The following is a 14,543-nucleotide window of genomic DNA, read 5'->3' on the forward strand; positions in this document are numbered from 1 at the left end:
GGACTGACTGCGGTCCGGTGAGAATGTGGGCCCGGGCTGCGACCCGGGCGGGGGGCTCCTCCCGGAGCCCTGAGCCGTTCGGCTCGATGTCGGTCAACACTGCTGCCCACGGCAGCCAGTGCCTCCCCCCGACACCTTGCGGTGCACGATGCCATTCGGCTGGGGTCGGATACCGCCCGGAGGCGTTCCCCGACCCCAGCTCGGCTGAGGCCGACGAATCAGACGCTGGTGGCGGTCTTCTGGAACAGGCCGCTCAGGTTGGTGCCGAGGACGGACACCGCAACGATGATGACGATGGCGATGAGGGCGACCATGAGGCCGTACTCGACGGCGGTGGCGCCGCGCTCGCGGGTGGCCATGTGGTTCTGGAGCTTCGCAACGAACTTGAGCATTGGAGTGAGTCCTTTCGAGACCAACGGGAGTTGAGACGGGGTGCCTCAGCGAGTAGAAGACTCGCAGTAGGCGGGGGCCCGGGTAATCGGCCGTCACGTCAACCTCCAGTGGCACCTTCGGGTCCGCCAACTCACCCGTTCGGGCGATGTTGCCGCCTCGGCTCGCCGGGTAGTACGCGGGTGCGTGAGGATGGGCGCATGCCCGACCTGAGCGCTCTGCGTGGTGGGGGCGTCAAGGCTCTGGGTCCCGTGGCAGTGGTGGGGGCGGCGCTCTTCGCCGCCCGGCCCGTCTCCGATCCCTCCCCGTGGCTCCACCTGCGGGTGGGGCAGTTCCTCGCCGGCGGTGGGCGGTTCTCCGCGACCGACCCGTGGGCGCCGCTGGCGGCGCACACCTACGTCCCGACCCAGTGGCTGCCGTCCGTGGTCGTGGACGCCCTCTACGACCGGTTCGGCCTGGATGCCGTCGTCTGGGCGCGGATGGTCGGGATCGCCCTGCTCGTGGCCGTCGTCCTGGTCACTGCCCGGCAGGTCGCCGGGCGGGTGGCCGCGCTGGCCACGACCGCTGCCGTCGTGGCCGCCTCCTGGCCGGCGCTGAGCGAGCGCCCGCAGCTGCTCGGCTTCGTGCTGCTGGTCCCGATCATCGCCGGCTGGGTCGCCACCGGGCACGATCGGCGGGCGCGCTGGTGGCTGGTGCCGCTCACCTGGCTCTGCGCCTGCACCCACGGGATCTGGTCGCTGGGCCTGGTCGTCGGGGCGCTGGTCGTCGGGTCACTGGCCACCGAGGCGGTCGTCACGACGTGGCGCGCCGCCAAGGCCGCCGCGCAGGCCGGCGAGCAACCACCCACCGGCTCGACGGGCACCGGTCGGCTGGCCCTGGTGTGGCTGGCCTGCCTGGCCGCGGCCGCGGCCACGCCGCTCGGTCCGAAGCTGGTGCTGACCCCGTTCACGGTCGGCAGCAACGGCCGCTCCTTCGTCGACGAGTGGCTCCCCACCTCGGTCCGGCAGCCGCACGTCCTGGTCGCCCTCGCGATGGTCGTCGGGCTGGCCGGCCTCTGGGTCGCCCGCGAGCACCGGCCCCGGCTGTGGGAGGTCGTCCTGCTCGTCGCGGCGCTCGGTCTGATCATGTCGATGCAGCGCACCGTCCCGGTCGGGGCGTTCGTCGTCGCACCGATGCTGGCGCGAGAGCTCGACCTGCGGTGGTCGCCGGCCCAGGGCAAGGCAGGTATGCCGGTCCGCGAGCGCCTCGCGGTCCTCGCCGCCGTCGTGCTCGCCGCTGCTCTCGCGGTCCCCGTCGCGGCCGCCACGTCCGTCGGTCCGCAGTACGTGCCGACCGGCGTCCAGCCGGCCCTGGACGCCCTCGCCCCGGGCACGCGCCTGATCGCCGAGGGCGACGTCACCGGCTGGCTGCTCTTCGCGGCGCCGAACACCGACCCCGTCTTCGACCTGCGGATCGAGTCCTACGACCCGGTCTACGTCCGCCACTTCATCGAGGCCATGGACGCCCAGCAGGGCTGGGACGGGTTCGTGCGCTCGACGGGCGCGCAGGCCGCGCTGCTCACCGACGACTCACCGCTGGCCCTGGCACTCCAGGACGTCTGGCACTGGCGGGTCGTACAGCACGACCGCGGGTTCGTCCTGCTGGAGGCGGCGTGAGCGTGGCAGCCGACAGCACCACCCCCACGGCGGACGACGCGACCGGGACCCGCCCCTCCCACGCGTCCGACCGCGCGTCGGACCGTGCGTCGGACCGTGCGTCGGCGGACTCGGCCCAGACCCGGCTCGGCTGGGTCGGGTTCGGGCTGGCCATGTCTCTCGGTCTCGTGATCGGCACCGCCCGCTTCTGGGAGGTCGACACCTGGTGGCACCTCAGTGTGGGCCAGCGGATCCTCGACACCGGCACCCTGCGCGGTCCGGACGCCTGGGCCCGCTTCGCCGAGCGCCCCTACACCGCAACCCAGTGGCTGCCCGAGGCCGTCGCCGCGTGGCTCGTCGGCCTGGTCGGCCCGGGCGGCGTGGTGTTCCTGCGCGCGCTCGCCGTCCTGACGCTCGTCGGCCTGCTCTACTGCCTGGCGCGGCTGTCCGCCGGCCGGCTGAGCGCCGGGCTCATCGCGGTGGTGGCGCTGCTCGGCGCCGGGGCCGGGCTCAACCCACGACCCCAGCTGGTCAGCTTCGTGCTCTTCGCCGTCACCCTCCTCGCGTGGTGGCGCACCATCCACGACCACCGTCCGCGCTGGTGGCTCGTGGTCGTCTACTGGCTGTGGGCCTGCTCGCACGGGCTGTGGTCGATCGGGCTGGCCGTCAACGGCGTCCTCTTCCTCGCCCTGGTGCTCGACCCGCGCACCCGCCCGGACCGCCGCGCCACCGTGCGGCTCGGCGCGCTGCTGGCCGCCTGCACCGCCGCGGTCGCCGTCACCCCGCTCGGCCCGGCCCTGCTGCTCTCGCCGTTCCAGGTCGCCGACAACGCCGCCGGCATCGCCGAGGAGTGGCGGGCCACGCCGCTGAACAACGTCTTCTCCATCGCGGCCATGGCGATGGTGGTGGGCACCGGGCTGACCTGGTTGTGGAGCCGCCGGCGCCCGCCGGTCTGGAAGGTCGTCCTGCTGCTGACCGCGATGGGCCTGGTGCTCTACATGTGGCGGCTCGTGCCGATGGGGACCATCGTGGCCACGCCGTTGCTGGCCGACGCGCTCGGCGCCGTCGGCCGCCGCCCCGAGCTGCGGACACGCCGCGAGCGCCGTCAGATCGTCGTGGTGTGGGCCGTGTTCGTGGCCCTCGCCGCAGTCGTCTCCCTGTCACCGGCGGGTGCGCGGGCGCAGCAGTTCCCGGGCGACCTCGCCGGTGTCGACCGTGGCCTCGACGCGTTACCCCGGGGCACGGTGGTGCTCGACGACTTCGCGCTCAGCGGCTGGCTGATCAACCAGCACCCCGACCTGGTGCCCGTCGCCGACCTGCGGGTGGAGATCTACGACGCCGCCTACCTTCGGGCCTACGTGCGCACCGAGCGGGTCGAGCCCGGGTGGCAGGAGCTGCTCACCACGACCGGCGCCCGCCACGCGGTGCTGAAGTCCGACTCCGCGCTCGCGACCGCCCTGCAGCAACGGCTCGGCTGGGCCGTGGTGGCCACGGCGGACGACTACGTCCTGCTCCGGGCGACCCGGTGACGTGCTGAGCAGCGACCGTGCGGTCGCCGCGTCGCGGTGGCGTCCGTATGCCGTGGTGCTGGCCGTCTACGCGCTGTCGCGCGCCGTGTCGGCCGTCTTCATCGTGGTCGCCGCGCGGGCCCAGGTGGCCGTCCCGGCGAGCCTGTCGTCGTACCACCAGACCGTGCCGGGCCAGATCCCGGCCCGGTACCGCGACGTGGCGGTCAACTGGGACGCGCAGTGGTACTGGGACATCGTGCTGCACGGCTATCCCCACACGGCGCTCGGCCCGGACGGCCAGCCGGTGCAGACCTCACTCGCCTTCTACCCGCTCTACCCGACGCTCTGCCGGCTCGTCGGTCGAGCGACCGGGCTGGACTTCTCCCTCGTCGGACCCACGGTGAGCCTCCTGCTCGGCGCCGCGGCGGTCCTGATGGTCTACCGCCTCGTGGCCACCGCAGTCGGCGCGGACCGGGCGCTCCTCGTCGTGACGTTGCTGTGCACCGCCATGGCCGCGCCGGTGCTGCAGATCGCCTACACCGAGAGCCTCGGCCTCCTGCTCGTCGCCACCGCCCTCCACCTGCTCCAGCGGCGACGCTACGGCTGGACCGTCGTGCCGATCGTCCTCCTCGGGCTGACCCGCAACATCACGGTGGTCCTGGCCGCGGTCGTCCTGGTGCACTGGGCGGTGCGCATCCACACGGCCCGCCGTGGCGGCGACGACGGCGAGCGCGTGCCGCACCTGCGGCTCGGTGGGCTGTTGCTCGTCGCCCTGGCCGCGACCGCCACGTGGCCGGCGCTCGTCGGCGTCATCACGGGCGAGGCGAACGGCTACCTCACGACGATGAAGGCGTGGCCGGGCTTCACCAGCTCGCCGCTGCACCCGCCGTGGGTCCAGGCGTTCGCCGGGGCGGGGCCGGTGGCGTGGGTCCTGGGCATCCTGGTCGTCGTGGCCTTCGCCCTGGTGATGAGCCGGCCGTCGGTGCGGGCGTGGGGTCCGGAGCTGTGGGGCTGGACGGTCGCCTACTGCGGCTACGTCGTGCTCACGACGAGCGCGTCGTCGAGCATCTTCCGCTACCTGCTGATGGCGTTCCCGTTCGCCCTCGTGCTGGTGCCCGCAGCCGATGGCCCCGACCGGGTGCGGCGCCGCCTGGCAGTGGTCGCGGTCCTCGTGGCCGTCGGGCTGGTGACGCAGTGGTACTGGGTGCGCGAGTTCCTCGTGCTGGCCGGTCCGAACTTCGCCTACCTGTTCCCCTGACGGTCGGGGTCAGCGCGCGGCGACCAGCAGGTCGGTCCCCTCGCCCACGCTCTGCCAGCGGCTGCCGGCCCGGATCAGCACCTGCTGGTCGTCGGTCGTCACCACGAGGCCGCGCTCGCCGTTGACGGTGGTGATCGTCCGGGCTCCGGCGATCTCGGGCCCGGCTGCGATCGGGCCGCCCAGCGGCACCAGCCAGGGCCGGATCACCTGGCTGCTCGTGAGCCGGCCGAGGACGGCCAGCGTGGCGTCGTCGACCCAGACCACGTCGCGCGCCAGGGTCAGGGTGGGAGCCAGCCGCAGCGGCCGGGCCAGTGACGCGGGCAGCCCGTTGGGCTGGCGCACCACCCCGGCGACGTCGACCCGCGGGTGGGCCCCGGCACGGTCGGTCGTGACGACCGCGATCCGCTGGCCGTCGGGCGACAGCTTCAGGCTGACCACGGTGCGGTTGTCCAGCCAGCCCGCAGCCACCACCTGCGGAGTCGACTTCGTGGCGTCCCCGGGGTCGGCGGCCGCGTTGACGGCCCACACCCTGGTCGCGCCGTTGCTGCGTCCGGCGACCCAGAGGACGTCCTCCCGGTCGTAGGCCGGGCGGGTCAGCTGGGTGCCCGGTGCGATGAGCTGCACCTGGGTGGTGCCACGCCAGCGGATCAGCTGGGCGCGGTCACCCCCGACGGCAGCGATCTCCTGACCGTTGCGGGACATCGCCAGGTAGGCCCAGCCCGGCTGCACCGAGGGGTAGGTGGTCGTCGTAGGTGGGCTGACCCGCTCACCCTTGTCGCCTACGTCGTCGGGGTCCACGGGGACGAGCGTGCTGCCCACCCGCAGCACCGGCTTGACGTCCGGGTCGCCCGGGCTCGGGAAGCCCAGCACCGACAGGCTCTCGACGGTGCTGTCGCCGTTCGGCATCTGCAGGTCGGCGCCCTCGAGGCGCAGGGAGACCCGGTCGACCCCGGGAGCCTGGGTGACGGTGGCCAGGAACTGGGCGCCGAGGTTCTGGCGCTGGCCCGGGTCGTTGCCCAGCTTGCTGGCCGCGAGGTCGACCTTGGCGGTCCCCGACTCGGTCGTGACGGCGTCCACGGCCAGGCGCGTGCCGGTCGGGATGTCGGTGCGCACCGCTCCCCTGAGGTAGTCGGGCACTCCGGTGAGCAGCGCCCGGGCGAGCCGGGTGGCCAGGCCGGTGCCGAGCTGCAGCCACCGGACGTCGGGCACGAGCCGGTGGTCCGCCGCCGAGACGTAGTAGATCCGGAACGGGTCGTAGAGCCGGTCGAGGTCGGCCTGGCTCAACCACGTGCCGAAGGTGTCGGGGACCTCGCTGATCCGCCACTCCCCACCGGTGCGCTCGAGCCGGAAGGTCGCTTTCACGGTCGACTTGGGTGGCAGCTCCTCGTAACGGCCCGATCCGTCGATCCGGGCGATCGCACGGGCCACGGCGGTGACCGTGCCGTCGTCGGTCAGGCGGTAGTCCAGCTCGGTGTCCGAGCCGAAGACGACCACGGACGAGTTGGGGCGCCAGGTGCTCTGCGGCCCGCTGGCGAGGTAGGAGCGCGCCACCTGGTACTCGTCGTCACTGGCCGCGGCGGCCCGGATGAAGCCCTGCACCACCTGCTGTGGTGAGGATCCCGGCGCGACCGGGTTGACCTCGACCCGCACCTCGTTCTCCTGCACCGCGCCCACCTCGAGCCCGGGCTGGATCGCCGAGCTGGTGGACAACCCTCCGCAGCCCGCGACGGCGAGCAGCGCGGTCGCGGCGAGTGCCCCGGCATACCTGCGCCTCACCGGGTGCGCCCCGGTGCGGTGGGGGTGTGCCGGGTGCTCACCACCCGGGGCACTGCGTCGTCCGGTCCGGTCGCGCCGCGGAGCGGCCCCGGCGCCTCGGGTGCGTCGGCGACGTCCTCGGGCCGCAGCGGCAACGGGGCCTCGACGATGTGGGTGCCGACCCGCCGGGGCAGGGTCAGCCGGAAGCACGAGCCCGCGCCCGGCTCCCCCCAAGCCTGGAGCCAGCCGTCGTGCAGCCGGGCGTCCTCGAGCGAGATGGCCAGGCCCAGGCCGGTGCCACCGGTGGTGCGCGCCCGGGCCGGGTCGGCCCGCCAGAACCGGTTGAACACCAGGGCCCCCTCGCCCGGTCGCAACCCCACCCCGTGGTCGCGCACGGTGACCGCGGCGGCCGTGTCGTTGACGGCGACCGCGATCTCCACCGGCCGGCCCTCACCGTGCTCGAGGGCGTTGACCACGAGGTTGCGCAGGATGCGCTCGACCCGCCGGGCGTCCATCTCGGTGTCACAGGGCCCGTCCGCGGCGACCGTGATGGTGCTCCCCCAACGGTCCGCGATCGGCTGGGCGGAGTGGACCGCTCGTTCGACCGTCGCCCGCAGGTCGGTCACCTCGGCGTCGAGCGCGGCTGCGCCGGCGTCGAAGCGGCTGATCTCGAGCAGGTCGGCGAGCAGCTCCTCGAAGCGGTCGAGCTCGTTGTGCAGCAGCTCCGCGGAGCGCGACACGGCCGGGTCGAAGCCGGTGCGCGAGTCGTGGATGAGGTCGGCGGCCATCCGGATCGTCGTCAGCGGCGTGCGGAGCTCGTGCGAGACGTCGGAGACGAAGCGCTGCTGCACCCGCGACAGCCCCTCCAGCTGGCGGATCTGGGTCTGCAGGCTGTCGGCCATCTCGTTGAACGACTTGGCCAGCCGGGCCAGGTCGTCCTCGCCGCGGGCGCGCATGCGTTCGTTGAGCCGGCCCGACGAGAGCCGCTCGGCCACGATGGCGGCCCGGCGGACCGGGCTCACCACCTGACGGGTCACCACCCACGCGATCACCCCGACGAGGAAGACCAGGGCGAGGCCGCCGACGAGGAAGGTGCGGGTGATGAGGTCGAGGGTGGCCTGCTCGCGCTGCATCGGGAACACGGCGTAGAGGTCGTAGCGCCCGGCCAGCGGCGGCTCGACCTGCGACCCGACGATGACGGCGGGCACGTTCCCGCCGCCCTGCGGGTCGGTGATCGAGATCAGCATCACCTGCTGGCGCCTCGGGTCGGCGCTGACCGCCTCGCGCAGCGCCCGCGGGACCATCGACAGGCCGAGGTCACCGCTGCTCATCGTCTGCACCGAGCGGTTCGAGGTGTTGGCCAGGCTCCGGGTCAGCACCAGGTAGCGGTTGTTGTCGCCACCGGACGCGGCCGCACTCTTGACGGCCTGGCTGGCGAGGACGTTGACGTCGGCCTCGCTGCTGGTGCGGTCGCTCTGGTCGAAGGCGTCCTGCACGTCGGTGGTGATCCGCGAGGTCTCCACCTGCGCGGAGGCGATCCGGTCCTGCTCGAGGCCGTCCGAGATCGACGAGAACAGATAGGAGCCCAGCAGGAGCACCACGACCAGGCCGAGCAGCATCGTCGTGGACACCACCCGGAACTGCAGGGAGGCCCGCCACAGGTGCGCGACGACGCGGGCCGCCCGCGCGGCATACCGGCGCGTGCGGCTGAGGGACGACCGGGCGACGCGCACGCCCTGGGCGCGGTGGTCGGAGAAGCGTGGGGGCGGCTGGCGGCCAGGCCCTCGACCACGTTCGCGACCAGCCTCTCCACCGGGCTCCCGGTCAGGCTCCCGGTCAGGCTCCCGGTCAGGCTCCCGGTCAGACTCCCGACCGGCCGGCTCGGACATGGCTAGCTCGGGCCTGCCTTGTAGCCCACGCCCCGGACCGTCACGACGATCTCGGGGTGCTCCGGGTCGTGCTCGATCTTGGAGCGCAGCCGCTGCACGTGCACGTTGACGAGCCGGGTGTCACCGGCGTGGCGGTAGCCCCACACCTGCTCCAGCAACACCTCGCGGGTGAACACCTGCCACGGCTTGCGGGCCAGCGCGACCAACAGGTCGAACTCGAGCGGCGTGAGCGACAGCGGCGTGCCGTCGCGCTTGACCGAGTGCCCCGCCACGTCGATGGCGAGGTCACCGATCTCGAGGCGCTCCGGCTCGGGCTCGTCGCCCCGGCGCAGCCGTGCGCGGATCCGGGCGATCAGCTCCTGCGGCTTGAACGGCTTCACGACGTAGTCGTCGGCACCGGACTCGAGACCGACCACCACGTCGACGGTGTCGGTGCGGGCGGTGAGCATGACGATCGGCACGCCGGACTCGGCCCGGATCCGGCGGCAGACCTCCATGCCGTCAAGGCCCGGCAGCATGACGTCGAGCAGGACCAGGTCGGGACGGTGCTCCCGGAAGGCGCCCAGGGCCCCGGCGCCGTCGGCGACGTGGGCGACGTCGAGCCCCTCGTTGCGCAGCACGATGCCGAGCATCTCCGCCAGCGCCAGGTCGTCGTCGACGATGAGCACGCGACCGTTCACCTGCGTCTACCTTCTCTCTGCTGCACGTCAAGATTTCCCCCCGAATCATCACACACGGGCCTGCCCCGGCGGTGCACCTTCCCGATGACAAACGGGACCACCCACGGCCATTCGGCGAGATGACTTCATCCGTACGGCGGATGCCCACGCGCACCCGCATTGACAGAATTCGATCTGGACGCCTGAGGGGGCGTCCACGCGGACGCCTGAGGGGGTGTCCCTTGCAGGAGAGAGAACACATGCTTCCCCGGCGCCCACGCACGACCCGACGACGCTCCGAGAGCGGAGCCTCAGCCGTCGAGTTCGCCCTGATCCTGCCCGTCTTCGTGCTGATCATCGCGGCGATCCTGGACTTCGGTTTCATCTTCGCCCAGCAGGTCCAGCTGAACAACGCAGCCCGTGACGCCGCACGCCAGGCGGTCGTCAAGAACCTCGCCGGCACCGCCATCACCTGCACCGAGACGGTGTCGAAGGCACGGGCCGGGTCGCAGACCGTGGGCATCTCCGGCGCCGAGACCGCGAAGGTCGGCGTCAGGGTCGAGCGAGCCGACACGGCGAACAGCTGCTACGCACCCCCGTCGGGCTCCGTCACCTCCTCGACCACGCCGTGCACCGGTGCCGGTAGCACCCCCGCCAACAACCCCCTGACGGTCACGCTGACCTACACGTCGACCGCTCCCCTGCCCCTCCCCTACCTCAACAGCAAGGTGCTGACGGCCCAAGGAGTCTTCCAGTGCGAGTACAAGTGATGCGCAGCAGGAGAGAGCGTGGGGCGGTAGCCCTCACGGCCGGTCTCCTCATGATTCCGGTCCTCGTCATCGCCGCCTTCGGCGTCGACTTCGGGAACGCCTACACGCAGGGACAGGCCTTCGCCGCAGGCGCCGATAGTGGGGCCCTGGCCATCACGCAGCGGGCCCAGTCGATGATGACCCAGAGCCCCTCCACCTACCCCAACTGCGCTGCGGTGGTGAACGCCGACCCGGGCTTCACGAACGCCAAGGCGCTCGCCCTCTCGGCGGTCAACGCCAACGCCCCGTTCAGCAGGCAGCTGCCCGCTTCAGCCGTGAACGCCACCATGACGTGCCAGGGCGCTTCGCTCGTGGCCGACGTGACCGTCCAGGCCAATGTCGGCACCTCCATCGGAGGCATGGTGGGCGTCTCGTCGATCGCGGCGAACCGGGCCGCACAGGCCGTCATCGACCTCGGCGGTCGCTCCAAGTGCGGGCTCTGCATCATCGGCCCCGGCTCCCACGACCTCCAGAACGGCAGTGTCACGGTCAACCAGGCCGGCGTCAGCGTCAACGGCACCGTGGTGGCCAACCCCCAGGGTGAGATCACCATCGTCACCACCGGCACCGACGTGATCAGCTTCCAGGGCTCCACGCCCAACAAGGGCACCTACGTCCCCACCCCGCTGGAGAACCAGCCGCCCATCGCCGACCCGCTCGCGGGTCTGCTCCTCCCGCCGGCCAGCGTCAGCACCCTCGCGGTGAAGACCAACCCGTGCACCGACGGACCGGGCATCTACCTCAACAGCATCGACGCCTCCGACCCCTGCATCATGAGCACCGGTCTCTACGTCTTCGCCGGCCAGTTCGACCTGAAGAACCGCACCGTCCGCGCCAACGGCGTCACGATGTACTTCACCTGCAAGACGACCACGAGCCCGATCACGATCCGCCCGTGCAGCTCGGGCGGCGAGGACGGCGGGAACATGCAGCAGGCCGGTAATGGCGACTTCATCTTCAGCGCTCCGACCACCGGTGACACCGCGGGCCTGGCCCTGGTCGCCGACCGCAACAACACCGCGACGTCGTCCTACCGTGGCAGCGCGACGGGTCAGAGCACCGGGACGATCTACCTGAAGTCCGGGACGCTCGACTTCCGGGGCACGGCCGGCACGACCAGCCTGGACTCCCTCGTCATCACCGGGAACATGACCTTCAGCGGTCAGGCTCCCGTGATCATCACCTACACCGAGAGCAAGAACGTCCCGATCCCCGCGACCAACAACCGGCTGACCAGGTAGGTCCGCCCGGACTCGACGCGACGCCCGGCACCACGTGAGTGGTGCCGGGCGTCGCCGTCGCGACTTCTGGCCGGAGGTGTGCGGTGCGAGCCGATCTGATGCCGCCACACCGCATACCGGTGGCCAGAAGTGGGTCCACCCTCGCGACTTCTGGCCGGAGGTGTGCGGTGGAGCCGATCTGATGCCGCCACACCGCAGACCGGTGGCCAGAAGTGGGTCCACCCCCGCGACTTCTGGCCACGAGTACGCGGTGAAGCCGGCGTCGAGGGCCGCACACCGCAGACCGGTGGCCAGAAGTGGGTCCACCCTCGCGACTTCTGGCCACGAGTATGCGGTGGGGCCGGCGTCGAGGGCCGCACACCGCATACCGGTGGCCAGAAGTGGGTCCACCCCCGCGACTTCTGGCCACGAGTATGCGGTGGAGCCCGGCGCGAGGGCCGCACACCGCAGACCGGTGGCCAGAAGTGGGTCCACCCCCGCGACTTCTGGCCACGAGTATGCGGTGGGGCCGATCTGATGCCGCCACACCGCAGACCGGTGGCCAGAAGTCGGTTTCGGCTGGCGGACGCCACGACGCCCGGAACCACTCGAGGTGGTCCCGGGCGTCGGGGGTTGCCGGGCGCTTGAGGGAGAGCGCCCGGACGCTCACTCCACGAGGCGGACCGGGTCGCCGGCGACGTTGGCGGTCCAGGACGTGGTGTCAGCGGGTCCCGATCCCGGGCCGTAGTAGAACTCGAGGCGCAGCCAGCACCCCGTCGGGGAGGTGTCCTGGCACGTGTAGCCCGAGGGGATGGGCACGGTGACGTCCTGCCACTGGCCGTTGAACGCGGAGCTGACGTTGATGGTGCAGTCGGTCAACGCCCCGTTCTGGACGCCGCTGCCCTGGCAGCCCGAGAAGGTGTTCCCGTACTCCTGGGGCGGCATCACCTTGACGGTGCTGCCGGCGGTGGCGCCGTCACCGATGTCGAAGAGCCGCACGGTGAACAGCTGTCCCCGGGAACCGGTCGGCACCTTGGCCAGGTAGAACTTGGACGTGCCGTTCGGGGTGTTCCCGTACATCGCCATCTTGGCGTAGCCGGAGATCGAGATGTGGTCCTTGTCGCCGCCGCTGCTGCCATAGGCCCGGAGGCTGAACCGGTTGTGGCCGCTGGCGGCGTCGCTGCCGAGGCCGTTGGTCTTGATCTGCACGAGGTAGGTGCCCTTCGAGACCCCACCGGTCATCGTGCAGAGCGGCTTCCACTGCCGGAAGTTCGCCGCCACGTCGGGCCGGGCGTTGTATTCGGGGCTGTTCTTCTTCAGCACCTTGGCCATGTCGCCGTCGTAGCCGGCGAACGTCTTCGCCGCACAGCTGGCGCTGGTCATGACCGGGTAGCTCAACGGGTCCCAGGCGTTCTGGCTGAGGCCACGCATGGTGAACTGCGTCTGCACCTCGCCGGTCCCGCCGAACCGCACGTCACCGGTGCACATCGGCGAGGTCGCGTTCGGGGCGTACCGGACGTCGGGGTCGGAGACCACCGTCTGCCCCAGGCTGTAGCTCAGGTTGTCGGCGCCCGCGAGGTTGTTGACGTCGCACTTGTCGCCCACGGCGATCAGGGCGGGGTCGAACGCCTCGATGGTGAGCGACGGCATGTCCTGGTCGAGGGTGATGCTGTAGAAGTACCCGTTCGCGTCGTAGTCGCTGTTGCTGCCCATGCTGTTCTGGAACGCGTCGCCGTTGCCCTTGGGCGCCTGGGGAGAGCCGACGTTCGCCCAGAACGCACCGGTGTTGTTGCAGTTGCTGCTGCGGTTGCCGGAGGGGTAGGGGTCGTCGCCGTACTCGTTGCAGGGGCTGCCCATCGGGACGGGTCCGGCGTAGTCGGCGACGGCCGACCGCGCGATCGTCGTCGTCGGCACGCCGAGCAGCCAGCCGAACTGGTTCTTCACCGTCGTCGTGACCTTGACCCGCAGGCGGGTGGGGCGACCGTCGATGGAGGGGGTGACGGTGGTGACGCCGACGTTCTCGAACTCGTTCTTCTTCGACTGCAGGCGGGCCGTGCTGAAAGCCGACGCCTGGTCGCTCGGCAGGTAGGGCACGCCGGCGAGGGCCGCGGCATCCGCCGCCTTCTGGGCCTTCTGGCCCACGTAGTACCAGTTGCCCACGTCGACGGCGAAGGCACAGAAGCCCAGCAGGACGGTGAGCATGATCGCCACGGTGACGGCGACGTAGCCGCGCTCGCTCCGGGCCCGCAGCCGTCGCAGGACCCTGGGTTGCAGCCGGCTCACGGCTTGCACCCCGAGAGCGCCGGGAATGGTTCGAGGAACAAGGCTGACCCCTCTGAGATGCTCGTGTTGCCGATGATTCCGGTGATGGCGTTGTGCCTGACCTTCAGGTAGACACCCACCCGGTCCGGCGGACCGCCGGCCGATGTGGTGCAGGCGTTCTGGCTCGAGGCGGCCCACGTCGGAGTGGTGCTGCCGATGAACTTCTGAGTGCCGCTGTCCCAGGTGAACTTCACGCAGGTGGTGCAGTTCGAGTAGTTGGTGAAGCCGAACGGGTAGTCGTTACCCGGGTTGGCCTTGTAGACCCACAGCTCCTGGACGTCAGCAGGGTTGATGACGGTGCCGGCCTCCCGCATCTTGGCGACCGCGTCCGAGGCGAAGAGAGAGTTGCGCGGCTCGGCCGACGCGGTGCGCACCCCGGCGCGAATCGCCGACTGGACGCCCAGGTAGTCCTTGAAGAGCATCCCGAACTCGATGATCCCGAAGATCATCGCGACCACGACCGGGGTGACGATGGCGGCCTCGACCGCCGACCCCCCGCGCTCGCGGCGCTGGCGGCCCTCGGGATGCCGGAGACTCAGTCGCATCACGGCTTGCACGCTCCGAGCGAGGTGTAGGGCTCGAGCCGCATCGTGGTGGTCTCGGCGAGCACCTTGTTGTTCCACAGGAAGCCGAGGCGGGACGGGTAGCGGTACTCGACGTAGACGCCGAGCTGGTCCTGCTCGCCGGCACACGCGTTCTGGGCGGTCGGAGCCCACGAGCCACCGGTGGCGACGAGGGTGCCGCTGGTGCCGGTGTAGCTGAGGCAGTTGCTGGAGCAGGAGGACGGGCGGGCTCCGGTGGTCGCATCGGCCTTGTAGACCCACACCTTGTCGATCCGGTTGGTCTGCATTCCGGCCATCGCGTCCTCGACCTGGTCCTTCGCCTGTGTCGCGAAGCCGGTGGTGCGAGGAAGGGAGGAGCCGATGCGGGCGCCGGCCCGGGACGCGGACGCGACGACCATGCCGTCCCGCAGCAGGAAGGAGGTCTCCGCGATGGAGTAGAGCATGCTGATCAGCAGCATGGCGACGAACGCCGTCTCGACGGCGACGGCTCCCCTTTCGCGGCGATTGCCCCGCCGGCCCATGCGGCAGCGAACCAT

Annotated in this window: 12 protein-coding genes; 5 read left to right on the forward strand and 7 right to left on the reverse strand. The window is 71.4% G+C overall.

Going from position 1 to position 14,543, the window contains the following annotated elements; genetic code table 11:
* Positions 1-218 precede the first annotated feature (218 nt).
* Complete coding sequence (locus BLQ34_RS09360; RefSeq protein WP_091784445.1) at positions 219-392, reverse strand: Flp family type IVb pilin; 174 nt, start codon at positions 390-392, stop codon at positions 219-221.
* A gap of 198 nt (positions 393-590) precedes the next feature.
* Here BLQ34_RS09360 and BLQ34_RS09365 point away from each other — a divergent pair, with 198 nt between their 5' ends.
* The 3 genes from BLQ34_RS09365 to BLQ34_RS09375 are packed head-to-tail and all read left to right on the forward strand — an operon-like array spanning position 591 to position 4,790.
* The gene (locus BLQ34_RS09365; RefSeq protein ID WP_091784448.1) at positions 591-2,045 is read left to right on the forward strand and encodes a hypothetical protein; all 1,455 of its coding nucleotides are present in this window, start codon (positions 591-593) and stop codon (positions 2,043-2,045) included.
* Positions 2,046-2,047: 2 nt separating this feature from the next.
* Entirely contained in the window at positions 2,048-3,553 is a 1,506-nt protein-coding gene (locus tag BLQ34_RS09370) for a hypothetical protein (protein ID WP_091784451.1), read from the forward strand.
* 1 nt (position 3,554) lies between these two features.
* Positions 3,555-4,790, forward strand: a complete 1,236-nt coding sequence (locus BLQ34_RS09375) for a hypothetical protein (protein WP_091784455.1) — start codon at positions 3,555-3,557, stop codon at positions 4,788-4,790.
* Between the two features lie 9 nt (positions 4,791-4,799).
* Here BLQ34_RS09375 and BLQ34_RS09380 read toward each other — a convergent pair whose 3' ends face one another.
* From BLQ34_RS09380 to mtrA, 3 genes are all read right to left on the reverse strand, one after another.
* Positions 4,800-6,566 carry an LpqB family beta-propeller domain-containing protein gene (locus BLQ34_RS09380; protein ID WP_157692968.1) on the reverse strand — a complete coding sequence of 589 codons (1,767 nt, stop codon included), beginning with the start codon at positions 6,564-6,566 and terminating at the stop codon, positions 4,800-4,802.
* On the reverse strand, positions 6,563-8,278 hold the full coding sequence (mtrB, locus tag BLQ34_RS09385; protein ID WP_231960999.1) for an MtrAB system histidine kinase MtrB: 1,716 nt from the start codon (positions 8,276-8,278) through the stop codon (positions 6,563-6,565). Before mtrB ends, BLQ34_RS09380 begins: the two co-directional genes overlap by 4 nt.
* A gap of 158 nt (positions 8,279-8,436) precedes the next feature.
* Positions 8,437-9,114: an MtrAB system response regulator MtrA gene (gene mtrA, locus BLQ34_RS09390; RefSeq protein WP_091784460.1), complete on the reverse strand. Its 678-nt coding sequence runs from the start codon at positions 9,112-9,114 to the stop codon at positions 8,437-8,439.
* Between the two features lie 239 nt (positions 9,115-9,353).
* Here mtrA and BLQ34_RS09395 point away from each other — a divergent pair, with 239 nt between their 5' ends.
* Entirely contained in the window at positions 9,354-9,863 is a 510-nt protein-coding gene (locus tag BLQ34_RS09395; protein ID WP_172829382.1) for a TadE/TadG family type IV pilus assembly protein, read from the forward strand.
* Positions 9,864-9,913: 50 nt separating this feature from the next.
* Positions 9,914-11,143, forward strand: coding sequence for a hypothetical protein (locus BLQ34_RS09400; RefSeq protein WP_091784465.1), 1,230 nt, complete (start codon positions 9,914-9,916; stop codon positions 11,141-11,143).
* Positions 11,144-11,788: 645 nt separating this feature from the next.
* Here BLQ34_RS09400 and BLQ34_RS09405 read toward each other — a convergent pair.
* Genes BLQ34_RS09405 through BLQ34_RS09415 form a run of 3 tightly spaced genes read right to left on the reverse strand, consistent with a single transcriptional unit; the run spans position 11,789 to position 14,528 of the window.
* Complete coding sequence (locus BLQ34_RS09405) at positions 11,789-13,405, reverse strand: pilus assembly protein TadG-related protein (RefSeq protein WP_157692969.1); 1,617 nt, start codon at positions 13,403-13,405, stop codon at positions 11,789-11,791.
* Positions 13,402-13,989, reverse strand: coding sequence for a TadE/TadG family type IV pilus assembly protein (locus BLQ34_RS09410; protein WP_231961544.1), 588 nt, complete (start codon positions 13,987-13,989; stop codon positions 13,402-13,404). The genes BLQ34_RS09405 and BLQ34_RS09410 overlap by 4 nt, the downstream gene beginning before the upstream one ends.
* Positions 13,989-14,528 (reverse strand): TadE family protein, encoded by a 540-nt coding sequence (locus BLQ34_RS09415; protein WP_172829383.1) that lies wholly within the window; start codon positions 14,526-14,528, stop codon positions 13,989-13,991. The genes BLQ34_RS09410 and BLQ34_RS09415 overlap by 1 nt, the downstream gene beginning before the upstream one ends.
* Between the last annotated feature and the right edge of the window lie 15 nt (positions 14,529-14,543).

This window comes from Pedococcus dokdonensis, from assembly GCF_900104525.1.
Taxonomy (GTDB): domain Bacteria; phylum Actinomycetota; class Actinomycetes; order Actinomycetales; family Dermatophilaceae; genus Pedococcus; species Pedococcus dokdonensis.